We start from the raw sequence: 23,860 nt of genomic DNA, 5'->3' as shown, positions 1-23,860 counted from the left end.
CGATGTTTTATTTGGGATTAATATGGGAGTACTTTACCAATTATGTGAAGACAAGACTGACCTACCGCGCCGATTTCTGGGTGGAAGTGATCTCGGATCTGCTGTTTCAGGCGACCAATCTGATCTTTATCTTCGTTGTCTTCGCGCATACCGAGACGCTGGGCGGATTTACCGAAGCGGAAGTGGTCTTTGTGTATGGTTACTTCATGGTACCGTACGGATTGTACAGCTGTTTCATTAACCTGTGGAATTTCGGTGACCGCTATATTGTCAAAGGCGAAATGGACCGTATCCTGACGCGCCCGGCACACAGCCTGTTCCAGATATTCCTGGAAAATCTGGACCCGCCGTCCCTGATCGGTTCGGTGATCGGTATCATCATCATGATCTGGAGCGGCGGACAGCTGGGGCTGGAGATGGAATGGTGGTACATCCCGGCGCTAATCATTATGACGATTGGTTCAACGCTAATCTATGCGGGAATCTACATTATATTGACGTCGGTGTCCTTTTACTCGGATTCACCGACAGGCATTATTCCGCTGATGGTGAATATCCAGACGTACGGACGTTACCCGATCACGATCTACAACCGCGCGATCCAGATCATCCTGACCTGGGTGCTGCCATTTGCCTTCGTCGGTATCTATCCGGCGGCGCTGTTCCTGCAGCGCGAGGAGATGATGGCGATGGCCTGGCTGACGCCGGTGATGGGCCTGTTGTTCTTCAGTGTGAGTCTGCTGCTGTGGAACAGCGGGGTGAAAAGGTATCGTGGAGCGGGGTCCTGAACACGCACGCTGTTGTATTTACATCATCTTCATCATGCATGCCGGCGCTCGCCAGTGTCGCAATTGAGTGCGATTATGAGTGAGCAGCTGATGTTGAGGTTAGGACTTGCCACAGAATAAGTTAAATTTAAATGCCAGCAAGGCGGATTAAGCGCCTGTGCTGGCATTTTGTATATTTAGATGCATTTTCTCTATCCAGCATATTACGCCCAATTGACCTCCCCCTCTTCAGTAGATAACGCAGTTCCTCTCAACATACAGGTCGCCGGCAGAATCCCTTCCTGCAGCGGTGTCTATCCCACCTCCACACTAGCGTTATCCACTCCATCTCCCACTACATTTGCTAATTATAAAAAGGATTGGAAACTCTTCAAGTAACATGCTACTATATACAACGGGTCAGAAATAGACAATATGACCTAGTTCATTTTAACTACATATTGGAGGAATAAAAATGGCTTTTTGTACAAAATGTGGTACACAGCTTTACGAGAATGAAATACATACCTGTATGGCGGAACAGCCTCCGGCTGGGGCTGCAGCACCAGCAACCGCAGCGCCAATGATCACAACAGCCAGAGAACAGCTGGCACGAGTGGATCGTCACAAAATTCTGAATCTGCTGAAACGTCCGATGTCTGCTCTGCAGTTAAGAGGAGATAGCGATCTGTTGTACGGTTTGCTCGGTATTATCGCGTCACTGGTCGGATTTGTGCTGTGGTCTTGGTCGTTCAAGCACCAGCTGATCAAAGCACTGATTACACAGTTTGGCGGTAGGCTCGATGATTACGAGGAATCCTACAGCAGCGCCAGCGAATATTTGCCGATTGTGAATCATATGCTGGTGCTTGGTCTGGTGTCCCTGATCGTGATACTGGCAGCAGTCTTCCTGCTGGGCAGCAAGCTGGGTGCCCAGCGCCATGGATGGAAGGACAGTCTGGTGAAGCTGGGCGGTCTGCAGTGGATTACCGGTGCTGCGTTGATCCTGTCCGCGCTGGTTATGTTCGTTTCCGTGAAGTTTTCCTTTGTCCTGCTGCTGACTACCGTAATCGCCACACTGGTCTTAACGTTGTATGCAGGTATAGAGATGTTCCGTATACATCGGGATCGTGCAGTCTGGTTCATCGGGGCAGTGGTATTGATTCAGGTGGTCGCTGTACTGCTCGTATTTAACTCGTTCGGTGCGGAAATGGTAGATGAATTGAAGGAGATGGGCGGAGGCCTTTTCTAACAGCATCACAAGAGGTTGACTATTATTACCATTAAATGAACTATTTTCTATATAAGGAGAGAAGTATATATGTACTGTGGACATTGCGGTACCCGGACGGAGCCGGATTGGGTGTTTTGCAGAGAATGCGGACATCGCCTGGAGCCTGAATCCGCTGCAGCGAGTACGACCGATACAACGGCTTATTCACAGCCGCAGCCGGTCAGGGAGCCGATTCAGCTCTCGCCACGAACCAAACGCATGCTGATGATCGGAGGCGGCGCGCTTGTCCTGCTGCTGATCGCTTTCTTCATTCTGCGGGCAACAAACGGCCCATCAACGCCGGAAGAACTGGCCAAGCAGCTGACTGCTGCTGTAGAGGCAGGCGATGTAAATGGACTGGTCAAGCATCTGGATGAGCCGGATTCACCACTGCGGGAGGAGCAGCGGCTGGCGCTGTTCACTGAGTCACTACAGACCGAAGACACCAAGTCATCCTATGTGGAACAGATTGATAATGCGCTCCAGAGCACCGAAGCCCATGAAGACGCAGGTTCAGCAGTGGTTGAATCTGTCAGAACCCAGATCCGTAATAGCCTCAACCAATCCTACTGGATGACACTCGTACCGGTCGATTCCTGGCGGGGAACGCGCTGGATGGTTCATATCGAACCTGTAGATGTCAAAGCGGCACTGGTCTATATGAACGAGACGCTTACCACCTCCATGGCGATCGGCAATCTCAAAGCGGACCATGATACGATCAAGGATCTGTGGCCGGCGGTGTATACCTACCAGGGCACGATCAGCAGTGCATATGCCGACGTACCGGTAACGGATAAAGTGGAAGCATTTAGTGTGAATCAGCCGGCCCAAGCGACATTGGACTATACCAAGATGGCTTCCCTGGATCTGCGTCTGCCGCAGTCCGAAGCGACAGTTATGCTGAATGACAAGCCGGTCACCGGCGATCCGAGTCAATATATTCAGATTCAGCCTGCTCCGCAGCAGTCTCATATTACAGTAAAAATGACTGCTCAGGGCAAAGATATTACAGGCGAAGTCACCCTGAACCCGGCCGAACAGGACACCTACGATCTGAATACTGTCGTACAAAAGCCAATTGCCGAGCAGGCGCTGGATATCGTATACGATGCGTCCACCAGTCTGGCGGAAGCGATCAATACAAGCAATGCCAAAGCACTCAAAAGTGTCAATCCCGACTCCGGTTACTACAACCATGCGACCTGGGAGATGAACGATTACTTTTCCGGCAATCGCAAATACAAGCTGCAAAAAGTCGTCATCGATCTGGACTCCGTTGAGATTGACAAAGACAGCATCGAGCTGAGTGCGACCCAAGTATACAAAGTCACCAATGAAGATGGCAGCGTAAGTGACAAAAATATAGACTGGACGTATGATATCACCCAGCAGCCTCAAAAAGACAACTGGTGGATTAATGCTGCCTATCCGAGCTGGAGCAATGCCATCGGCTCCAAACATACGATTGAAAAATCAGCTTCTTAAAAGAAAGTTATATGGAGGTAGAACTTGCATACGAGGACATCCACGCTGCGGATCTTCCTAACAAAGACAACTGTAGAAAGAAAGATTCTATCATTATAGAAGATTACAGTTAGCGCATTTAACAGTACAGTAAAAAAGCGATCATCCGGGAGAAGACTCCAGGCATGATCGCTTTTTTGACTCATACTAATACAATAATAGGTGTTCTTCAGAAGTTTGAGGGGATTGTATACTTGCATCTATGCAGTTGGGTACATTATTAATATAAGCATGCAGAAGTTTGAATAGAAAAGGAGTGAGGCTTGATGTTTCAGCATATTTTGCTCGCGGCCGATGGGTCGGACAATTCCATTCGGGCAGCGGCAGAAGCCGTCAAAATCGCTTCGCTGTCGTCGGATGCTGTCGTAGAGATTCTGTTTGCCGCTGATCCGTCCAAAGTCAAAGACGAAGTGCTGCATTCTCATACCCACGATGAGATCGAATTCAGACGCCGGCAGCGACTGCAGTCGGTCGAAGAGGTGCTAACCGCAGCAGGTCTGCAGCCCAAGGTCACCATCATCAATGGTGATCCCGGCCCTACGATTGTCAAATATGCAGACGAGCATCATGCCGACTTGATCATAATCGGGACACGAGGACTGAATGTGCTGCAGGAATTCGTGCTCGGTAGCGTTAGCCACAAGGTCGTCAAGCGGGCCCATTGTCCGGTACTGATCGTAAAATAATCCTTCAGTCGAGATAAACCAACCTCAAGTCGAGTTCAGCCTATGAGTTAGCAGGCTGTACAGCAAGCGGCCGAGGTTGAAGTCATCGCAGAACTGGGATACATTGAGAACTACCGACCATATATCATAAGCCGGAGTAGTGCTCTATTCCATACGGCAAAAAGGAGTTATCGACATGAGCGAATTACAGCAGGGACAGCCTGTTCCCGATTTTACCCTGGAGGCGTCCGAAGGACGTGAAGTCTCCCTCAGCGACTACCGCGGCAAGAAGGTGGTACTGTACTTTTATCCGAAAGACAATACGACCGGATGCACCCAGCAGGCGTGCGATTTCCGTGACAGTACAGCCGGATACGAGCAGTACGGCGCTGTTGTGCTCGGTATCAGCCCGGACAACGTCAAGTCGCATGACCGCTTCAGTGCCAAGTACGAACTGCCTTTCCCACTGCTGTCCGATCCGGATCATGCGGTAGCCGAAGCCTACGGCGTCTGGCAGCTAAAAAAGATGTACGGCAAGGAGTACGAAGGCATCGTGCGCTCGACCTTCCTGATCGACGAAGAGGGCAACCTACAGCAGGAATGGCGCAATGTGAAAGTGAAAGGTCATGTGGAAAATGTGCTGGCAGTACTTCGGGGAGAGTAGTAGATCTGATGTAAAGTAAAATTATTTTCCATGAATACTTCCATTTGTCATTCCTATGTATTAATTTTCAATTATTCTCCTGTTTGTTCATTATCTGTTCATCATCCTCCGATACTATTTAACAAGAAAGGTATTTCAAAGGGGGACAATATGAAAAAATCATTAATACAAGGGCTTATTATTGCAACAACGTGTACTGCTATTTTAAGCGGCTGTGGAAGTACGGAAGAGAATCAAACTGCAGAAGAAACAGCAACAGAGGAAAGTACTGCTCAGCAGCAAGGCGGACCGCCAAATGGAGGGCCTCCTGGTGGCATGGGTTCAGCCAATGTAGATACGGACAGTATTGTTACTGATGTCGCTGCAACCCTTGATGAAGAAGTGTCGGTTTCTAATGACAGTACTTCTGTTGATACACAGGCAACTCAACTGGCTCAAGCCTTTTTAGATACATTATCCGATGAACAGAAGAAGTCCATTCAGTATGACTTGACGGCTGAAAATGCAGCCACATGGTCGAACTTGCCGGTAAACGCAGTTCAGCGCAATGGAATTTTGCTGGGCAGTCTTTCGGAGGAGAGCCTAAAAGCAGCCAAAAAATTGTTTTATGTGGCTTTGGGTGACGAAGGTTACAAGCAGCTGATTATGAATCTGGAAGCAGAAGAAGTATTGGGAGAGCAAAATGAAGGATATGATGCCGACCTGTATTATATTTCTTTCTTGGGTGAGGTATCTGACTCTTCTGCCTGGATTCTTCAGGTGGGCGGTCATCACTATGCCAATAACTTCACTTTTAATACCAAACAAACAGGTGCTACCCCTTTCTTTATTGGGATAGAGCCTCAGACTTTTGAAAATGCCGCCGGAGAAACTGTCGAACCGCTAGCCACACGCAAAACGGCTATGTATTCCATGATTGATTCGTTGAGTGATGAGCAGGAAGCCAAGGCAGAACTCACCGATAAATTCGATGATGTACTTGTTGGACCAGGAAATGATGGCAATTTCCCGACAGAACATGGCGGAATTCCGGTTTCCTCTTTAGATGAAAGTCAGCAAGAACTGGTAAAGGAAGCCATCAAAACCTGGGTGAGTGATGTAAATGAAGAAGATCAAAAAGAGCTTCTGAATGCGTACCTGTCTGATGAAGCACTTGCACAAACGTATGTAGCTTGGTCTGGTTCTACAAGCTCGGAGGATCAGGGCTCCTATCTTCGTATTGATGGACCTCGTGTCTGGATTGAATTTACGGTTCAGGGTGGCATTGTCTTTAGGGATCAAGTTCACTTCCACACCATCTGGAGAGACAAAACGGCCGATTACGGCGGAGAATTCAGTTCCCAATGATTAGACTTGTTGTGCTGACGTGTATGAGCTGGATGATGGTGCTGTTTTTTCTGGCACCGTTATCCACTTCTGCACACTCCATGCCTACTTCTGCTGTTTTCTTGGACTTTTCAGAGAAAAATGTGACAGCCGAGTTAGTGATTCCTATTGACCGGCTGGAAGTTGCTTTTGATCACAACCTGACCGATGAACCGGAAAAAGCCATTAAGAGCTACCATAAGGAGCTTGTAAGTTATATAACAAACCATATCAGCGTAAAATCGCCAGAAGGAACAGAATGGTCCATACAAATCGGAGAGATGTCGGTGTCCTACCCTGAGGTCACCACAGATCCTACGGATTTAATTGTGAGTACAATCCTCACGCCTCCATCGGGTGCACCTGTTGACTCCTTTACGCTGAATTATGAAGTGGTTGTCAGAGAACTTATTACTCACGTTAGCACACTTACTATTCGAAGCGACTGGAATAATGGAATCTATACCAGTGAACCTCAATTAATTGCCAACATTATTCATAACAATACAACCGTCCAAATCAATCAATCAAAAGGTAATACATGGAGTGGATTTACCAGTATTGTAAAATCGGGCATGGCACATATTGCTGAAGGTGTGGATCATTTACTATTTTTGCTGGCTTTGTTATTACCGGCGCCATTATTAGTGAAAAATAATAAATGGGATACGTTCGCTGGAGTAAAGCCAAGTCTCAAGAAACTTTTAAAAATCACCTTTGCCTTTACAATTGGCCACTCGATCACTTTGATTATTGGTTCAACCGGCTGGGTCTCCATTCCAAGCCAGCCCATCGAAATTCTGATTGCCATATCCATTTTGATTTCAGCTATTCATGCTATACGGCCTATTTTTGCCGGGCGCGAAATTTATGTCGCCTCTGGATTTGGGCTGGTACATGGCCTGGCTTTTGCAACACTGGTTACAGATTTAGGTGTAACCCCGATGAGAATTGTATTGAGCGTATTAGGTTTTAATATTGGTATAGAGCTTATGCAGCTATTTGTTATTGCTTTGATTATGCCATGGCTGCTGCTGCTCAGTGTAACCAAGGCATACCGTTCTGTTCGAATGGTTGGAGCGTTATTTGCAATCGCTGCTTCCATAGGGTGGATTCTGGATAGAGCTTTTGCAATTTCAACTCCTGTCGATACAATCGTTAATGCATTGGCGCAAAATGTGATCTGGGTAGTGGTCATTCTCGCATTATTCTCTATTATCAATATTTACTTTACGAAAACCAGAAGAGCATCGATAACAAGAAATTGATTAAAAGAACAAAAAGGTCTTATCAACGGTCGTCTTCATAATAGGACGGATTTGTGATAAGACCTTTTTATTTTCTGCTGCCATACATTAATAGTATGCTTGCTTCTAAAATATCTGCATATATTGTGCAAAATTATTAATTTACTCCTCCGTCGACTTCTCCGGTTTCTTCTTCCCAAATCGGTTCACCAGATAAATACCCAGTCTCCGGCGGAACTTTACAATGATCGCCGCCAGGATCAGGCCGACCAGAATGGCCACGGCTTCAACGGAATAATCGTGAATCCAGTGGAATACCTGCGTCCACTGCGGTCCGAAGATTTTCCCCAGTGCCAAAAACACACCTACCCAGATTAGCGCACCGCTGTAAGCGTACGCTGCGAACCGCCAGAACTTGTAGTTCATAATCCCGGAGAAATAACCCGTAAAATGACGCACCCCCGGAATGAAATAACCGACGAATACGAGCGTATAGCCGTATTTATTAAACCACTTCTGTGCCTTGTCCAGTTTGTGCTCCGGCAGCAGAATCCATTTGCCGTATTTGCGCATAAAAGGCAGACCTGCCTTTTTTCCAATAAAGTACGTAATGGTCATTCCGATCGTCGTCCCTGCAAAAGCGCATAGGAGTAGGAGTGCCATATTAAGAGTGCCCATATAGGATAAATAACCCGCGTACGCCATCGTCGGCTCTCCGGGAAAAGGTAACGCGATAAATTCAAGCAGCAGCCCCAGAAATAGCACCAGATAGCCATGCTCGGTAAGAAGTGATTGTAGATAGTCCATGAATCCCATAGATTGCCCCCATGCCAAGTTGTAATATCGTCTTATTTTGCCGGATGCTCTATATATCGGTTCATACCCGCAGCAAAATAATGCGCTAAACGTATTGTCCATTTTCTGTTATATTTTTACTGTAGTTGTATCTTTACTATCATAATCGTTTGGATAGGGCAAAGTCCACCAGTAGAGCATTCGCAGAATGTCCACTGGATGCGTACACGATCCGTATTTTCTTTAAATGGAAACGCTTGGAAATCCATGTCATACGCCCGTTTATCCATGATATGAAAATCAAATTGCAAATTTTTGAAAAATGCTGAAATCATAAGGCTTTAAGCCTTGACGGTCTCTTTTCCCCATAGGTATAATTAGACTCATTGAAAAGTGGGAGGCACATGAATGAACAGTCCAAATGAAATAATCGTTGTCCTTGATTTTGGTGGACAATACAATCAGTTAATTGCAAGACGTATCCGTGATCTTGGTGTATACAGTGAGTTACTGCCGTTCAACACCCCTGTCGAGAAAATCCGTGAGCTGGCACCCAAAGGTATTATCTTCTCCGGCGGTCCATCCAGCGTGTACGCGGAGGATGCCCCTCATGTCGATCCGGCGATTTATGATCTGAATGTGCCAATCTTCGGTATTTGTTATGGTATGCAGCTAATGGCTCAACAACTGTCCGGTAAAGTAGAACGCTCCGCCAAACGCGAGTACGGCAAGTCCGATGTGGACTTCATGCCGCACTGCGCACTGAACAAAGGCATGGAATCCAGCCACACCGTATGGATGAGCCATGGTGACCATGTTGTCGGTCTGCCGGAAGGCTTTGTCGTGGATGCCAGCACCGAGTCTGCCCCAATCGCAGCGATGAGCAACGCAGAGCGTCATCTGTATGCGGTGCAGTTCCACCCGGAAGTGCGTCACTCCGTGTTCGGTAACGAGATGATCCGCAACTTCCTGTACGAAGTATGTCAGTGCCACGGCGAGTGGAGCATGAAGACATTCATCGATGATACCATTCAGGAAATCCGCGACCAGGTGGGTAACAAGAACGTACTGTGCGCACTGAGCGGCGGCGTGGATTCTTCCGTTGTAGCGATCCTGCTGCACAAAGCGATCGGCGATCAGCTGACCTGTATGTTTATCGACCATGGTCTGCTGCGCAAAGGCGAAGCAGAGAGCGTAATGGAGACGTTCGTCGGCAAGTTCGATATGAAAGTAGTCAAAATCGACGCACAGGAGCGCTTCCTGTCCAAACTGGCAGGCGTAGACGATCCGGAGCAAAAACGTAAAATCATCGGTAACGAGTTTATCTATGTATTTGACGAAGAATCCAAAAAGCTGGGCGACTTTGCCTATCTGGCACAGGGAACCCTGTATACGGATATCGTAGAGAGCGGAACCGCTACAGCACAGACGATCAAATCTCACCATAACGTCGGCGGCCTGCCGGAAGATATGGAATTTGAACTGATCGAGCCACTCAAAGCACTGTTCAAAGACGAAGTACGTAAAGTCGGCGAAGAATGCGGCCTGCCGCGTGCCATCGTATGGCGTCAGCCGTTCCCGGGCCCAGGTCTGGCGATCCGCGTCCTCGGCGAAGTAACCGAAGACAAACTGACTATCGTTCGTGATTCCGACTACATCCTGCGCGAAGAAATCGCCAAGGCCGGTCTGGAAAATGAAATCTGGCAGTACTTCACAGCGCTGCCGAACATGAAGAGCGTCGGCGTTATGGGTGATGCACGTACGTATTCCTACACCGTAGGTATACGCGCCGTAACCTCCATCGACGGCATGACTGCGGACTGGGCACGTATTCCATGGGATGTACTGGAGAAGATCTCCGTACGTATCGTTAACGAAGTGGATAACGTCAACCGCGTGGTGTATGATATTACTTCGAAACCACCAGCAACGATTGAGTGGGAATAGGATTTACACGAAATAGATGACTCCAGGGAGCAGTCTGGTCTTGAACCAGGCTGCTTTTTTATTGGATGCGAAAGAAAGCCCTGTGATGTCCTCACTGCATAAAATATATATCGAAGAACCGGTCGAACACTATTTTCGTCTGGCTCGAAGCGTAGATATGTATACCTGGGCAACAACAAATACTCCTGTGCATATGCAGTCAGTCTGCAAGTACACAGGAGTATTTTTATATAATGAAGGAGCAATAATTTATATACGTGGTTCAAGCATAAGCAGCTGCTTCAGGTTATTATTAATAAACGTATTATCTGCCTGATTGATTCCTCGACCGGCGAAATGTCCCCAGATCGAATGGATCGGATTGAACATGGCGTATGGTATCCTGTCCGCTTCATATTTATTGTCATCCGCTGTGCAGAATAGATCAGTACTGCCGGGCATAATGCAGGAGAGCGCTCGGATGCTATGAAGGGCCCGGTCAAAGTCCCCATCATACATAGCGTTGTCACTAATATCGGCATATTGACCTGTCCAGAGCATAGCCAGCACATTATGCGGATTCATTTGCATAAAGCTGTTTTCCCAGACACCGGTCATAAAGTCTGCCACAGAGTCATATCCCATCTCCCGATATAGTTCCTCCCGGTAAAATGCCTGCGATAATCCCCAGCCTGCGTATACACGGCCGACTGCACGCATATGGACAGCAGTCAGATCATCCAAACGTTCTGTATCAAAATCGATCGCTGCCAGCAGTGCAGCTTTCATGCCTTCGAGCATCACCAGCGTGTGAGGCCAGGTTTTGGCTGCTCCCGCAAAAGGTGCAATCCGCTCGACCCGATCAGGATAGCTGGCTCCCCACTGAAAAGCCTGAATGCCTCCCATCGACCAGCCGACCACAAGTGCAATTTTCTCAATACCAAAATTTTCGGTTACCAGCCGATACTGGAATTGAACGTTATCATAGACGCTGATGTGCGGGAATCGGCCTCGGTCAAAGGGGGCAGGGGTATTGCTCGGAGACGAAGATAATCCATTGCCCAGCAGATTGGGAACGATAATAAAGTATTTTTGCGGATCCAATGCCATATCATTTCCAATGAGCCATTCATTCTGAACATGCTGATCACCAAAAGCCGTTGGATATACGATCACATTGTCTTTCTGTTCGTTTAATTCTCCATATGTTTTATAAGCGAGAAAAGCATCTGGCAGTATGACGCCTGACTGCAGGGTTACATCCCCCAATTTAAAAAGATCATAATCCATTTCTATTGCATCTCCCTTCAGCATTGAAACTGCATCCATATGGATGTAATTCTTGTTGTCAGTATAGAGCTGTGCTACGCTCAAGAAAAGTGAACAGAATTCATAACAGCATTCAATATTATTGATAGTTGAAGGAGAGGATATTATGGAATTACGACAGTTAAATACCTTTCGTACCGTTGCCTTCACGTTGAATTTTACCCGGGCTGCGGAAGCGCTGAATTATGTACCTTCCAATGTGACTATGCAAATCAAGGCACTGGAGGAGGAGCTGGGGGTTCGTCTTTTGACCGACTGGGCAAACAGCTGGTGCTTACAACAGCAGGAGAGCGCTTTTTAACACATGTTCAGGGTGTACTTGACCAGCTGGAACAGGCCCGCAGCATTGTTCACGATCAGGATGAATTGACGGGTACACTGACGATCAGCGCCAATGAAGTGCTCTGTGCATATCGGCTGCCGGGTGTATTTCACTTGTTTCGTTCGCGCTATCCGGGAGTGCAGATTGTTTTCCGTTCAGTCTCCAATTTGCAGCTGAAGCAGACGCTTTTTGACGGTACGGCAGATATAGTCTTTATGCTGGATGAACCGATCCGTTCCAGCGGGTTGACCGTGGAGCCAATGGTGGAGGAGCAATTCCGTTTCTTCGCTGCGCCGGATCATCGGCTTGCAAATCGGACGAGCCTGCAGCTGGCAGATTTTCATGACGAAGTATTTCTGACCAATGAAAAGGGATGTACCTACCGCAGCATGTTTGACCGGGCATTTGAGAAAGAAGGTATAGACACTATTACACATCTGGAATTTCAGAATGCGGAAGCTATTAAGCAGTGTGCAATGGCCAGAATCGGTATTGCCTTTTTACCCGAGGTGACTACAAAAGCTGAAGTCGAACGTAACGAACTGGTTGCTCTCCCGTGGAATATTCCCGATCTGCATGTATATACACAGATGTTATGGCACAAAGACAAGTGGCTCTCACCCATCTTGTCGGCTTTTATCGGGGCAGCAAGGGAAGTTATGGCGGCGGAGAACAGTATGAATCTATAATTGCAAATATCGTTTTCGCACATCAACAGAATCGGCAGCAGCTATCCCATTTATAAAATAGAGCAGCTGCCACTTCTGCGTACGCCTGGCAGCTGTATTCAGTTCATCTTCCCAGTCGGGGTATACCCGCATTGCCATTTTCCCTTTCTGATCACCACTCCGCAAGATTCCGTGCTTCAGCAGAATTTCTCTGGGGAAAATAAACTGTCCCTGTTTATCATGATCCATCACATTAACAATCACTTGATCGGGGCACTCCTTATCACTGTACGCCCGATTGTTGTTATCAATATCTTTTTCCCAGAACACCACAAAATAGCCTTTCTTTTTGGGAGTGTGTTTGGCGAGTCTGCTTCGGAATGTATGTGTATCTATTTCAAAAGTCATGCCTTCATAGGCTGCGTTCTGACTTTCAATTTGCAGATTCGTTATGTCCGGAATATTCGCCTGCAGTAGAATAGAATGTATCCACTGTAACGATGCAAAATGATTATCCATGTACTGACCTCCCGGTGTGATATGTAGTTGAACCAGCGCTATACTGCAATGTACAAAATGAATAATTTAACACAACTCTAACTTATACAGCGAGCACGTCATATGCTGCATCACTCACGCAGCGCAGGAAAGGGAATAGGACAAAGGACGACCTTTAAGGCTGGAGATCATCTGCTGCAAGCGAACATTCATGATCTCCAGCCTTAACCAGAGGACGTGTCCTATCCCTTTCTGGAGCGAATGCCCCGAAGCGCGCCAATCTTTTACTTTTGCAGATTTGAATTCGATGATATCAATCCCGCCTCATTTATGGTAGGATGAACACCTATATTGAATAAGGAAGTGAACTGCAATTGATCCAGATTACCATCCCTACGCCTAACGTATCGATTACCAAGCAAATTAATCCGGAACTTAGCCATATCTATGGTTTTACCGATTTTCATCTGATCTCCCGTGAAGTGGGCGGCATCTATATGTTCTACAACGAGCAGGATGAGCTGCTGTTTGTCGGTAAAGCCCGCAAACTCAGACCGCGTATCAAAAAGCATTTCGAAGATACCGTATCTCCGATCAAGGACCACCGCGACGAGGTTACCCGTATCGATGTATGTATCGTGGAAGACCCGACCGAGCGCGAGATTTACGAGACGTATATTATCAACAGTCTGCAGGCCAAGTACAATGTGGACAAAGTCTTTTACAAATAAGAGACCATAGCGACGCCTCCCGGAGAACGTTCTGCTGTGCATCACGTTAACCACATCTGAGGTGTCTCTCGATCACCTTATACGATAGGTATGTTGCAAGTACACGCTAATGCATGTCCTGATAGCGATAGATCCCTATCAAAAAAAGCTGCTCCTGTTCACGGAAGCAGCTTTTTGCGTTTTGGGCGCAGAATGCCATTATGGGCAGCCCGCCTGCATGAATAAATCAATGTGATCTCGGTGTATAATCCAGATCGCGGAACAGCTGATCCAGTTCGGCAGATGTCAGATCACGCCACTGGCCGATCGGCAGATTGCCCAGATGGATATTCATGATCCGGGTACGGCGCAGGCCGTGTACTTCATAGCCGAGCGCTGCACACATGCGGCGGATCTGGCGGTTCAGTCCCTGGGTCAGGATGATTTTGAATACATATTTGGACTGCTGGGTCACTTTGCAGGGCAGGGTCACCGTATCCAGAATCTCGACGCCCGAAGCCATCTTGTTCAGAAAAGCCGGCGTGATCGGACGATCCACGGTAACGATATATTCCTTTTCATGCTTGTTCTCGGCACGCAGGATTTCATTGACGATATCCCCATCGTTGGTCAGCAGGATCAGTCCGTCCGAATCCTTGTCCAGACGTCCGATATGGAAGATGCGCAGTGGATGATTCACAAAGTCCACGATATTGCCTTTCACATGCCGCTCGGTCGTACTCGTAATGCCTACCGGCTTGTTGAGCGCGATATAGACATTTTCCTGCTCTACCCGGATCGGCTTGCCGTCTACCCGCACATCGTCGCCGGGTTCTACCTTGCTGCCGAGCTCTGCTACTGTACCGTTGATCGTTACCCGGCCTTCATTGATCCATTTGTCTGCTCCCCGGCGGGAAGTAATGCCGGATTCGCTAATATATTTATTAATTCGCACGTATCGCACACCTTTAACTCTTTTTTTGGAAAAACAGCGGTTCGCTGATTCCAGTCTATATCTAAGATACTCTTTTTACAGCTTTTTTGAAAGGTCACAGCGCTGAAAAGGCAGAGGATATACCGACAGATCGCGGGATATACAGTGATCCTTATGTAGAAAACGCCGTGCATGAATGTTCGGAAGACAAGTGCGGTTGGCTGAGAGCGTTCATGGTTAAATCTACACAGACCCCTGTATGCTGCTTGACCGTGCGGATCGCCAGGCAGCATGAACAGCGAAGACAGGAAGCCGCTTTGTGATAAACAGGGAACAGGTCATGTACAGTAGAGAATATTTTCACGTACGAATCCCCTGCTGATCTGGTAATATACTCAGTGATAGCGTTTTCGGCATGCCGTTTACGCATACATTTTCTGTAATGTAGATTCCTTTTAAATGAGGTGATGGTATGCAATATATTCCGCATCATACAGACCGTCTGCAGGAGATGTTTCCGCCGGAACACAGAGCGGTAGAGCAGGATCATCTGCTGCTGCGGAGTCGGCCGGATACGGATTTCTGGATGAGAACCCATTACGGGTTCGAGCGATATAACGGGCATGTGTTGTACGATGAGATCAAGGGCAATTTTGAAGCAATTGCCGAGCTGCAGATGCATCCGCAGCGTACGTATGATCAATCCGGCATTTTTATCGGTATCGATCCATCCAACTGGCTCAAGACATCCGTAGAATTTATCCCGGAGAAAGCTTCGCATCTGGGCGTGGTTGTCACGCAGCGCAGTTATTCCGATTGGTCGACACGTAATGTGGACAACAGCATTTTTAGCCAGCGTCTATCGTTCCGCGTGAGACGGGAGGGCAATGACTTTTTCGTCTATTTCCGAGAGGGAAGTGCCGATCTGGCTGCAGAATGGGAGCAGCTGCGCATTACCCATCTCGATTGCCCGCCAGGCCAGCCGCTGCGTGTCGGCATTTATTCGGCCAGTCCGATGGATATGGGATTTGATACCGCCTTTTACCATTTTGAGATTCAGCATGTAGATTAACAGCCTGTCCGGTCTGGAAAAGGAGTGGTGTGTATGGACCCTCATACGCTCATCATCAGCTGTGTGCTGCTGCTGATCGTATTTGTGCTGGCTGTTGTAGTACTGCCTGCCCTGCAAAAGCGCGAGAATGTGATAGAGCGCATCATTCAGGATGGTTATACGGCGCGCGGACGTATCCTGAATATCGAGCCTACCGGTAACTACAAAATGGGTCAACCCGAGCTGCGGCTGGATCTGCGAATCGAGAAGCCAACCCAGCTGCCATTTGAAGCGGCTGTGACGGTAACCGTGTATACGATCCACCGTTCCCGTTTCCAGGAAGGCTCTACCGTCAATGTAAAAGTACTGGAAAACCGCAAAGGCCGGCATATCGCTGTCAAAGGAACAATGGAATACCCTTGATCCTCAAAAGCTCAAACCTTTCAAACTAATCGGTTCTTCCATATTTAAACTCCAATGCAACGCTTCGCTGAAAATTCCGAAATTCACAAAAACCGCCTATAGCAATGCTGAGGCGGTCTTTGTCATGTATCCAATGTACTCGCCATATACTCGCTATATATCGTAACAGCGCTGTCCTTCCTTTTATTCTTCTCCGCCTCCTGGTATCACTGCTGCATAGGCACAACCAGATCGCAGTATCCCCATATAAAGATAGCGAATTGTCCACTCTCAGATGCATATCCTTAATGTTATATAAATACAAGGTGTAAAACTCGCCGAATTCCTTCTCAACTGCGTACTTTTACACATTATTTTTATATAGTACAGCCGCTAAGATATAAGGGAGAAGACATACGGGCAAAGGAGAGGAATGGCAATGAATCTCATCGGCGACAGTATGCTTGATTACCGTTATATCGGACAGCGCATCCGGGAAGTCCGGCAGCAGCGCGGCATGACCCAGCAGCAGCTTGCCATGGGTATTTGCAATCAATCCCAGATCAGCCGAATTGAGAAAGGGGTGGAGTCCGTCTCGGCGGATACGTTGTACCGGATCGCCCGCAAGTGCGGAGTGGATGTACGCATATTTTATGATATGGCCCAGAATGAGATCAGCGAGATGCAGAATATCCGCAAAAACATCCTGTATTTGCAGCGGCAGCAGATGTACCCGGAGCTGATCGAATATATTGAGCACTGCCAGACAGAAGAGAGTGGACGCCTGTCAGTAATCGACCAGCAATTTATTCTCTGTCAAAAGGGATATGCCTATCTTCAGCTCGGACAGATACCATGCGGATTCCAGATGATTCAGCAGGCGCTGAAGCTGACCTACCATACCGATCGTCTGCCTGCGCTATATGAAGTGGAAGTGATCCTGGCGCTGGCAGCCGGTTATGCACTGCAGGGTGATCAGCGTTCCTGCATCAGCTGGCTGCACAAATGCCGTCAGTCGCTCCACCAGTACCGGGAGCTGGATTACCGTTTTCCCGAGGTGTTCTACTGTCTGGCGAGAGCCTATAATGCCAGTGAAGATTACCGTCTCGCGATCGAATATGCTTCCCAGGGTATCCGCTATTGTGAAGATCATCGATTCTGTCACTGTCTGGAGAAATTGTACTATGAGTGCGGCTATAGCTACGAACAGCTTGGACAATCTGGCAAAGCCGAACGCTGTTACGCCAGATCACGTATGCTGAGTGAGCTATTTTGCCTTCCGGAGTAAATAATAAATCGGTATATTTATGCACTTTTGACACTTTAGCTAACGTCGTTCATGACTTTGCCTCCAAATATGCGGATATACATAAGTTTTTCACAATTCAAACATTATAATGAATAGTGAAACCAACACCGTTATGGAGGGAAAAGGAGGGATACATAACAGGAGGTTTACAGACGGATCAGACGGCTTGGCATCATTGGGTTTACGATCACATACTATTGCTGAAGGAGTGTATTACATGACCGTAATGCGTACACGTAAATTAGGCAAATGGCTGATGGCTGGAGTAATGACCTGTTCCATGTTGGGGATGGCAGCACCGAGTGGATATGCAGCGGAAGACAGCGCGGCTGCCATGCCGAGCATTGCCGGCAAGAAAGTGATGGTAGGGTACTGGCAGAACTGGTCTTCTTCAAGTGGAGACGGGTATGCCGGCGGCACTTCCCGCACGATCCAGCTGAGTGATTCTCCGGCTGCCTACAATGTAGTCACGGTTGCCTTTATGACCGGAGCCGGTATCCCGACGTTCAAGCCGGAAGGCATATCGGATGCGGCATTCCGCCAGCAGGTGGGTACGCTGAATGCGAGAGGTACAGCCGTTATTCTATCGCTGGGCGGAGCAGGGGCGCATATTCAGCTGAGTGCCGGACAGGAGCGAGCTTTTGCCAATGAGATTATTCGTCTGGTGGATACCTATGGATTCGACGGATTGGATATCGATCTGGAGCAGAGCGCCATTCAAGCCGGAGCCAATACAACCGTCATCCCGGGTGCACTCAAAATCGTCAAGGATCACTACAAAGCCCAAGGCAAAACCTTCCTCATCAGCATGGCTCCCGAATTCCCTTATGTAAAACCGGGTGGTGCCTATGAGCCGTACCTGACCAGTTTGGCCGGCTATTACGATTTCATCGCACCGCAGTTGTATAACCAGGCTGGTGACGGACTGTGGGTAGACGAAGTGAACAAATGGGTCTCCCAGAATTCGGATGCCGACAAATACAACTTCCTCTATTATATGGCCGATTCCTTTATCCACGGTACACGTGGCTTCCTGCAGATCCCGGCGAACAAGCTGGTGCTTGGACTGCCAGCCAATGCCGATGCCGCTGGTAATGGTGAAGTCAAAGACCCGAGCGTCGTATACAAAGTATTCGCCGACCTCGCTGCCAAAAGCCAGCAGCTCAAAGGCGTCATGACCTGGTCGGTCAACTGGGATCTGGGCAGCAATGCAGCGGGAACACCATATAACCAGAAGTTTGCCCAGTCTTACGATGATCTGATTTATGGTAGCGCTACCACGCCAACTAATCCTCAGCCACAGCCACAGCCACAGCCCGGCCAGCCCGGTGCTGCCGCATGGAGCGCTTCTGCCATCTACGTAGGCGGAGACACGGTAAGCTACAACGGCAAGACATACAAAGCCAGATGGTGGACAACCGGAGAGACACCAGGCCAGGCAGAGGTATGGCAGCTTGTCTGATAACAGCAACGTCATTTAACCCCATTCAACTATTTTATAACTGGAGGGAATACAATGAATTTGAGAAAAACCCTGACCGCCGTAGTCGCTGCAAGTACCTGCATGATGATCCTCAGTACTTCTGTTTTTGCCCATGGATACATCTCCCAGCCGGCCAGCCGTGCCTATAAAGGCTCCAATGCGGTTGGACTGAATACGAATGTAGGCAGTGCCCAATATGAACCGCAAAGTATTGAAGCGCCCAAAGGCTTCCCGAATGCAGGTCCTGTAGATGGCAAAATTGCCAGTGGCGCACTGGCAGGATTTGCTCCACTCGATGACCAGACAGCTACCCGCTGGCACAAAACAGATATCAAAACAGGTGCGCTGAATATCACCTGGAATCTGACCGCCCAGCATGCTACAGCGGGCTGGCAGTATTATATGACCAAGCCGGGCTGGAATCCCAATCAGCCATTGACCCGCAGTTCACTGGAGCGAATCGCCTATATCGATGATGGAGGAGCCAAGCCGGCCAAGAATGTATCTCATACAATCAATGTTCCATCCGACCGCAGTGGTTATCATGTTATCCTCGGGGTATGGGATGTTTATGATACCGGCAATGCCTTTTATCAGGTAATCGATGTTAATGTAAATGGTCAAGGCGGCACTGTACCGACACAACCAACCGAACCAACAGAGCCGGGCCAGCCATCCGCCAGTGCATGGAGTCCGACAGCCATTTATGTAGGCGGTGATCTGGTCAGTTACGAAGGACGTACCTACAAAGCCAGATGGTGGACTACTGGTGAAACTCCGGGAACCGCAGAAGTATGGGAACTGCAGGGCAAGCTGCAATAATACCTGTTCTGCACGCGGTGAATTGATAATTCGGTGTCGGGTAACCTGATAGCTCCGATCTTCCCGGCAGTCTCCACACCAGATGATAGAGATCTTACTATCCAGGAATAAAAACAAATATTTATGATGCCGATTAATGTATGAACATGCAGAAGAGTGCAGAAGAGCATCGTCAACCTTTCTATCCCGTCCGACATCACTATCAGATCAGCATAGTTATCGCCTACTCAGCCCGTTTTCCTTTCCGTCAGAACCTTGTGAGGATCTGTTATGGAAAAGGAAAACGGGCTTTGTGCGGTTATCCTCTATGTAGTTTTATTCAATCTCCGGCCGCTTATGAGTTCCACGAATAACGTATATTTCCGAACCATTTCCTGTCCATTTACTCTATATTAATTCCGAACCGTGAACTGCCAATTCCACTTCATAATTTCCTGCTTTTAGAAGCTATAACTATAGCCGAACGTTATGCACGCGCTTGCAAAACAACATTCGTATTTTTAGATTGACAACAATAATATCGTCCCCTAGAATGTAACAGGTAAAGCTGTTTATACACAAACAACATGAAGCGCGGATGTATAATAAAGTCTTCGACAGATTAACATATTCGTATAATCCTGCGGATTGGCGCAGGAGTCTCTACGTGATCACCGGAATGATCTCTCTACGGAATTCAGTATCTGCCAGCGCTCCCTTTTGTCGCTTATTATTAGAGCTGCTATTTGCTTTGATATACAGTCAGCAGGGGAGAACTGTCTAATGCTGACCCATGAGACCCCGATGAGCATATTGTCATCGGGGTTTTTGTCGTTTTCTTTATCTATTGCCAAGAGGGGGAAAAGTATAACAATGGAGCGTTTCTTTAAGCTGCGGGAGCATGGAACGAATGTAAAAACAGAGATGATTGCAGGTCTGACCACCTTCATTACCATGGCTTACATTTTGTTCGTCAATAATTTATTTCTTGGACCGGATGGAGCGGGCATTCCTGCACAGGGCGTCTTTTTTGCGACGGCTGTAGGTGCGGGTCTGGTAACGATACTGATGGGACTATTCGCCAACATTCCGGTAGCACTGGCACCGGGAATGGGCTTGAATGCTTATTTCATGACCGTCGTCCTGGGCTCCAACGGTATGATTACGTGGCAGGCAGCATTGGGAGCAGTATTCCTGTCAGGGATTATCTTCATTATTCTGACGATTACACGGGTAAGACAGCTGCTGCTCGTCGCTGTACCGCAATCGCTCAAGATGGCGATCACCGTCGGGATCGGATTGTTTGTAACGATTGTCGGCTTGAAGCTGGGTAATGTCATTTCCGTCTCGGCTACTATTACCGGTGTGACGGATGTGAGTCAGCTGGCTGGTCCGGTTACCGTAAGAGGCAGTGACTTCCAACTGGCGTTGGGTGATTTTGTGCATAACCGGGATACACTGCTGTCGCTGATCGGACTGTTTGTAATCGGCGTGCTGATGGTTATGCGGATTCGCGGAGCGCTGCTGATCGGGATTATTCTGTTGACACTGATCGGTATTCCGATGGGGCTGACGGATGTAAGCAGCCTGTCTCATGCCCAGTGGCTTCCTTCTTTTGATAATCTGGCTGTTGGTCAGCTCGATATCAAGGGCGCGATCGGTCTGGGGCTGTTCGAGATCGTGTTTATCTTTACCTTTGTAGAGCTGTTTGATACATTCGGTACGCTCGTCGGCACAGCAGAGCGTGCAGGTTTGTTCAAGAACCGCAGAGAAGGCGAGAAAAAAGTCAGCAAAGCCATGCTCGTTGACGCAGTAGGTGTCAGTGCAGGTGCGGTGCTAGGTACAAGTACGATCACTTCTTATGTAGAAAGTACTTCCGGCGTTGCAGCCGGTGGACGTACAGGTCTGACAGCAGTAACGACAGGTGTACTGTTTATCTTGGCTCTGTTTATTGCTCCACTGGCGCTGATGGTACCTTCGGCAGCTACAGCTCCGGCGCTCGTAATCGTTGGTGTACTGATGATGAGCCAGGTGCGTCATATCGTATGGGATGACTTTATGCAGGCATTCCCGGCATTCCTGACCATTATCTTTATGCCATTTACGAATGGTATCGCCAATGGTATCTCTGCCGGTATTATCGCTTATGTTATTCTTGGTTTCTTCTGCAACGTATTCACAGGCCACAAAGTAAAAGTACACTGGCTGATGTGGGTTCTGGCGATTATCGTAATATCCCGCTATGTATTCCTCGGATCTGAATAACCGAAGTTTACAGTAACGGGAGCAGAACAATACTTATACAACGATAGCAAAACTATATTCCATAACGACAGCAGAAAAATACTCAACAACCTGCAGCTGACTTGCCAGCTGCAGGTTGTTGAAAAAGGCTCACCCTCTGATCGCAGCAGCGTGCAGAGGGTGAGCCTTTTTTATCTATTTTCCTTTCGTTATCTATTTTCCTTACTTTTCATCAAGGCATTATCTCTACTAACCAATCTCTTTGATACACGGAATTTTATATACAGAAAGAGCCGTCTATCTACCATACCTACGAATGCTGGGAAACATACGAATCATGCAAAAATCATAACCGAATAATCCGGCGATAATGCATATATCCAATCCAATCAGACCATTGCAATGTATCATTATAAGCATTCCGATAATAGGTAGCCACCGGCAGGTACCCAAGCATAACGCCAAGCCCACCGCAAATTCCGCTCCCGTCATCGCCGCCTTTGCCCAAAATTATATTATTCGTATCTACTGTTAGCTCCACCTGATAGGGATCGCCAAGAAAGCAAAGCCCAAACACATTGGGCAGTTCCAAATCATACATATTCTCCTGGTTATCTGGTGTTAATTCTTTATTTTCAGTGCTGCCATCCAGATGACCAAAGTAGCGAACATTCATCGTATAGTCAAAGCTGTCTCCCCACGGGAACAAGGTCCGGCATCCGCCTCCATATAAGTATTCCCATTCGTCTTCGGTAGCGACAGCGAACGGAGGCTGCATATGTTCCTCAGACCATTCCGCAAAATGCTCCGTTTCATCAAATAGATAGATCCGGATATGTTCGTCTTCACGCTTAAACCTATAATCTTCATGCACTTCATAAGAACTCAGATCGGATGCAGCAAACTGCCCAAGCTGCTTTATAATATCTGCATCTTCCTTAAGGTCCAGATCTGCTGGAGTTATTTCTTTCCAGCCGACCGACTGTGTATGTCTTTCTGCAAGCATCGGTCTGATAGATACTTCACGAACCGGGGACATCTGCTTGTTCAGCAGCTCGTCCGCCTCGGATAACTCACGATCGATCTCATTCAGCGCTTGAGCAAGATCTTCACGGGTGGCTTCATCCATCTGACCGATCCCGTTATTCCACCCGAGAGTGACCGTATCTCCAGGGACGAAGACAAACTCCTTCCCATGGTAATCGAAAATACCGGTTAGCAATGCCTCCCCATAACGTTCAAACCGCTGCAGCTGCTTAAAAATAAATCCCTCCGGCAGCTTAGGGAGCAAACCATATAACGCAGCTTGCTGTTCCTGCTCACTCATACCTTGCCATACCGAACGCATGAAAGGGTCCATGCTATACCTCCTCCTCGTAGTATTCCTTTTTCTTCTTGTAGTATCCCTTTTCTATAGAAGCATGAAATCTAATCTATTGATAGAAGAAACAGAGACAAGTATTACGGATGGAGTCAACATAAGGAAGCATCCAAATCACGAACCCTTTTATTTTCATAGTCCAACATCTGTCTCCGTATCTATCCTAAGACTCCGTAATGCCTAGAACTTTGTTAAGATTAGAAGAGCATTTTACAATATGATTATCAAACAAGTTATTGTGAATTTTCGCCTCAGCAGCTTTATGACAGCCTCGCTTAAACCTTAATTAAAACCATAAATAATAATTTCAAAAAAGGTGTTGCAATAAAAATACACACATGCTATACTCTAATTCCGGCCAAGAAATAGCCGGTCATCATGAAAGCACACAGCACTATGTGCTGAATCGTCATCAAAAACTTCTTCAAAAAAAGTTGTTGACAGATGATTGCGAACATGATAAGATATAAAAGTTGTCACCGAGAGACACGGCGACGAT

General features: G+C 47.6%; 20 protein-coding genes, 2 pseudogenes and 1 riboswitch. Of the genes and pseudogenes, 17 read left to right on the top strand and 5 right to left on the bottom strand.

From position 1 onward, the window contains the following. The first annotated feature begins 2 nt into the window (after window positions 1–2). The 7 genes from WH45_RS20700 (at window position 3) to WH45_RS20670 (ending at window position 7,529) form a co-directional block, all read left to right on the top strand. Window positions 3–788 (top strand): ABC transporter permease, encoded by a 786-nt coding sequence (locus tag WH45_RS20700; RefSeq protein WP_046216320.1) that lies wholly within the window; start codon window positions 3–5, stop codon window positions 786–788. Between the two features lie 454 nt (window positions 789–1,242). Next, window positions 1,243–2,019 (top strand): hypothetical protein, encoded by a 777-nt coding sequence (locus WH45_RS20695; RefSeq protein WP_046216319.1) that lies wholly within the window; start codon window positions 1,243–1,245, stop codon window positions 2,017–2,019. Between the two features lie 69 nt (window positions 2,020–2,088). Further along, a complete protein-coding gene (locus tag WH45_RS20690) occupies window positions 2,089–3,528 on the top strand; it encodes a TcaA NTF2-like domain-containing protein (RefSeq protein WP_046216318.1) in 1,440 nt (479 codons plus the stop codon). 305 nt (window positions 3,529–3,833) lie between these two features. Next, entirely contained in the window at window positions 3,834–4,253 is a 420-nt protein-coding gene (locus WH45_RS20685; protein WP_046216317.1) for a universal stress protein, read from the top strand. Window positions 4,254–4,428: 175 nt separating this feature from the next. Next, window positions 4,429–4,896, top strand: coding sequence for a thioredoxin-dependent thiol peroxidase (bcp, locus tag WH45_RS20680; protein WP_046216316.1), 468 nt, complete (start codon window positions 4,429–4,431; stop codon window positions 4,894–4,896). Between the two features lie 150 nt (window positions 4,897–5,046). After that, the gene (locus WH45_RS20675) at window positions 5,047–6,243 is read left to right on the top strand and encodes a DUF3500 domain-containing protein (protein WP_162198456.1); all 1,197 of its coding nucleotides are present in this window, start codon (window positions 5,047–5,049) and stop codon (window positions 6,241–6,243) included. Next, window positions 6,240–7,529: a HupE/UreJ family protein gene (locus WH45_RS20670; protein ID WP_046216315.1), complete on the top strand. Its 1,290-nt coding sequence runs from the start codon at window positions 6,240–6,242 to the stop codon at window positions 7,527–7,529. Before WH45_RS20675 ends, WH45_RS20670 begins: the two co-directional genes overlap by 4 nt. A 141-nt stretch (window positions 7,530–7,670) precedes the next feature. On the opposite strand, the gene WH45_RS20665 is transcribed toward WH45_RS20670, so the two are convergent. Then, entirely contained in the window at window positions 7,671–8,324 is a 654-nt protein-coding gene (locus tag WH45_RS20665; RefSeq protein ID WP_046216314.1) for a DedA family protein, read from the bottom strand. 387 nt (window positions 8,325–8,711) lie between these two features. Here WH45_RS20665 and guaA point away from each other — a divergent pair, with 387 nt between their 5' ends. Continuing rightward, window positions 8,712–10,250, top strand: a complete 1,539-nt coding sequence (guaA, locus tag WH45_RS20660; protein ID WP_046216313.1) for a glutamine-hydrolyzing GMP synthase — start codon at window positions 8,712–8,714, stop codon at window positions 10,248–10,250. Window positions 10,251–10,499: 249 nt separating this feature from the next. Here guaA and WH45_RS20655 read toward each other — a convergent pair whose 3' ends face one another. Beyond that, window positions 10,500–11,519 carry an alpha/beta fold hydrolase gene (locus tag WH45_RS20655; RefSeq protein ID WP_046216385.1) on the bottom strand — a complete coding sequence of 340 codons (1,020 nt, stop codon included), beginning with the start codon at window positions 11,517–11,519 and terminating at the stop codon, window positions 10,500–10,502. A gap of 145 nt (window positions 11,520–11,664) precedes the next feature. Here WH45_RS20655 and WH45_RS20650 point away from each other — a divergent pair. Continuing rightward, a pseudogene (locus WH45_RS20650) lies at window positions 11,665–12,569 on the top strand (LysR family transcriptional regulator). On the opposite strand, the gene WH45_RS20645 reads toward WH45_RS20650, so the two are convergent. Next, a complete protein-coding gene (locus WH45_RS20645; protein ID WP_052723889.1) occupies window positions 12,564–13,067 on the bottom strand; it encodes a MepB family protein in 504 nt (167 codons plus the stop codon). The pseudogene WH45_RS20650 and the gene WH45_RS20645 sit on opposite strands and share 6 nt — an antisense overlap. 353 nt (window positions 13,068–13,420) lie before the next feature. Between WH45_RS20645 and WH45_RS20640 the strand changes: the two genes are divergently transcribed. After that, window positions 13,421–13,777: a nucleotide excision repair endonuclease gene (locus tag WH45_RS20640; protein ID WP_046216312.1), complete on the top strand. Its 357-nt coding sequence runs from the start codon at window positions 13,421–13,423 to the stop codon at window positions 13,775–13,777. 226 nt (window positions 13,778–14,003) lie between these two features. On the opposite strand, the gene rluF is transcribed toward WH45_RS20640, so the two are convergent. Next, window positions 14,004–14,711 (bottom strand): 23S rRNA pseudouridine(2604) synthase RluF, encoded by a 708-nt coding sequence (rluF, locus tag WH45_RS20635; protein ID WP_046216311.1) that lies wholly within the window; start codon window positions 14,709–14,711, stop codon window positions 14,004–14,006. 451 nt (window positions 14,712–15,162) lie between these two features. Between rluF and WH45_RS20630 the strand changes: the two genes are divergently transcribed. From WH45_RS20630 to WH45_RS20605, 7 genes and pseudogenes are all read left to right on the top strand, one after another. After that, window positions 15,163–15,762: a DUF1349 domain-containing protein gene (locus WH45_RS20630; RefSeq protein ID WP_046216310.1), complete on the top strand. Its 600-nt coding sequence runs from the start codon at window positions 15,163–15,165 to the stop codon at window positions 15,760–15,762. A gap of 33 nt (window positions 15,763–15,795) precedes the next feature. Continuing rightward, window positions 15,796–16,164 (top strand): hypothetical protein, encoded by a 369-nt coding sequence (locus WH45_RS20625; RefSeq protein WP_046216309.1) that lies wholly within the window; start codon window positions 15,796–15,798, stop codon window positions 16,162–16,164. Between the two features lie 418 nt (window positions 16,165–16,582). After that, on the top strand, window positions 16,583–17,431 hold the full coding sequence (locus WH45_RS20620; RefSeq protein ID WP_046216308.1) for a helix-turn-helix domain-containing protein: 849 nt from the start codon (window positions 16,583–16,585) through the stop codon (window positions 17,429–17,431). A gap of 247 nt (window positions 17,432–17,678) precedes the next feature. Next, window positions 17,679–18,716 (top strand): annotated as a pseudogene (locus WH45_RS20615) (glycosyl hydrolase family 18 protein); the annotation flags it as partial. Continuing rightward, window positions 18,711–18,914, top strand: a complete 204-nt coding sequence (locus tag WH45_RS24165; protein WP_324292946.1) for a carbohydrate-binding protein — start codon at window positions 18,711–18,713, stop codon at window positions 18,912–18,914. The pseudogene WH45_RS20615 and the gene WH45_RS24165, both read left to right, overlap by 6 nt. 54 nt (window positions 18,915–18,968) lie before the next feature. Then, entirely contained in the window at window positions 18,969–19,757 is a 789-nt protein-coding gene (locus WH45_RS20610) for a lytic polysaccharide monooxygenase (RefSeq protein WP_046216307.1), read from the top strand. A gap of 590 nt (window positions 19,758–20,347) precedes the next feature. Next, window positions 20,348–20,447: riboswitch (purine riboswitch) on the top strand. Window positions 20,448–20,609: 162 nt separating this feature from the next. Then, entirely contained in the window at window positions 20,610–22,001 is a 1,392-nt protein-coding gene (locus WH45_RS20605) for an NCS2 family permease (RefSeq protein ID WP_046216306.1), read from the top strand. Between the two features lie 325 nt (window positions 22,002–22,326). Here the strand turns inward: WH45_RS20605 and WH45_RS20600 are convergent, their stop codons facing one another. After that, the gene (locus WH45_RS20600; RefSeq protein ID WP_046216305.1) at window positions 22,327–23,340 is read right to left on the bottom strand and encodes a v-SNARE N-terminal domain-containing protein; all 1,014 of its coding nucleotides are present in this window, start codon (window positions 23,338–23,340) and stop codon (window positions 22,327–22,329) included. Between the last annotated feature and the right edge of the window lie 520 nt (window positions 23,341–23,860).

The organism is Paenibacillus wulumuqiensis, from assembly GCF_000971965.1.
Lineage (GTDB): Bacteria > Bacillota > Bacilli > Paenibacillales > Paenibacillaceae > Saccharibacillus > Saccharibacillus wulumuqiensis.
This window is presented reverse-complemented; position numbering and strand designations above follow the sequence as displayed.

Excerpts from the sequence above, each read along its gene's own strand:
- WH45_RS20700 (WP_046216320.1), top strand. The coding sequence starts at position 3 with ATGTTTTATTTGGGATTAATATGGGAGTACTTTACCAATTATGTGAAG.
- WH45_RS20695 (WP_046216319.1), top strand. The coding sequence starts at position 1,243 with ATGGCTTTTTGTACAAAATGTGGTACACAGCTTTACGAGAATGAAATA.
- WH45_RS20690 (WP_046216318.1), top strand. The coding sequence starts at position 2,089 with ATGTACTGTGGACATTGCGGTACCCGGACGGAGCCGGATTGGGTGTTT.
- WH45_RS20685 (WP_046216317.1), top strand. The coding sequence starts at position 3,834 with ATGTTTCAGCATATTTTGCTCGCGGCCGATGGGTCGGACAATTCCATT.
- bcp (WP_046216316.1), top strand. The coding sequence starts at position 4,429 with ATGAGCGAATTACAGCAGGGACAGCCTGTTCCCGATTTTACCCTGGAG.
- WH45_RS20675 (WP_162198456.1), top strand. The coding sequence starts at position 5,047 with ATGAAAAAATCATTAATACAAGGGCTTATTATTGCAACAACGTGTACT.
- WH45_RS20670 (WP_046216315.1), top strand. The coding sequence starts at position 6,240 with ATGATTAGACTTGTTGTGCTGACGTGTATGAGCTGGATGATGGTGCTG.
- WH45_RS20665 (WP_046216314.1), bottom strand. The coding sequence starts at position 8,324 with ATGGGATTCATGGACTATCTACAATCACTTCTTACCGAGCATGGCTAT.
- guaA (WP_046216313.1), top strand. The coding sequence starts at position 8,712 with ATGAACAGTCCAAATGAAATAATCGTTGTCCTTGATTTTGGTGGACAA.
- WH45_RS20655 (WP_046216385.1), bottom strand. The coding sequence starts at position 11,519 with ATGGATTATGATCTTTTTAAATTGGGGGATGTAACCCTGCAGTCAGGC.
- WH45_RS20645 (WP_052723889.1), bottom strand. The coding sequence starts at position 13,067 with ATGGATAATCATTTTGCATCGTTACAGTGGATACATTCTATTCTACTG.
- WH45_RS20630 (WP_046216310.1), top strand. The coding sequence starts at position 15,163 with ATGCAATATATTCCGCATCATACAGACCGTCTGCAGGAGATGTTTCCG.
- WH45_RS20625 (WP_046216309.1), top strand. The coding sequence starts at position 15,796 with ATGGACCCTCATACGCTCATCATCAGCTGTGTGCTGCTGCTGATCGTA.
- WH45_RS20620 (WP_046216308.1), top strand. The coding sequence starts at position 16,583 with ATGAATCTCATCGGCGACAGTATGCTTGATTACCGTTATATCGGACAG.
- WH45_RS20610 (WP_046216307.1), top strand. The coding sequence starts at position 18,969 with ATGAATTTGAGAAAAACCCTGACCGCCGTAGTCGCTGCAAGTACCTGC.
- WH45_RS20605 (WP_046216306.1), top strand. The coding sequence starts at position 20,610 with ATGGAGCGTTTCTTTAAGCTGCGGGAGCATGGAACGAATGTAAAAACA.
- WH45_RS20600 (WP_046216305.1), bottom strand. The coding sequence starts at position 23,340 with ATGGACCCTTTCATGCGTTCGGTATGGCAAGGTATGAGTGAGCAGGAA.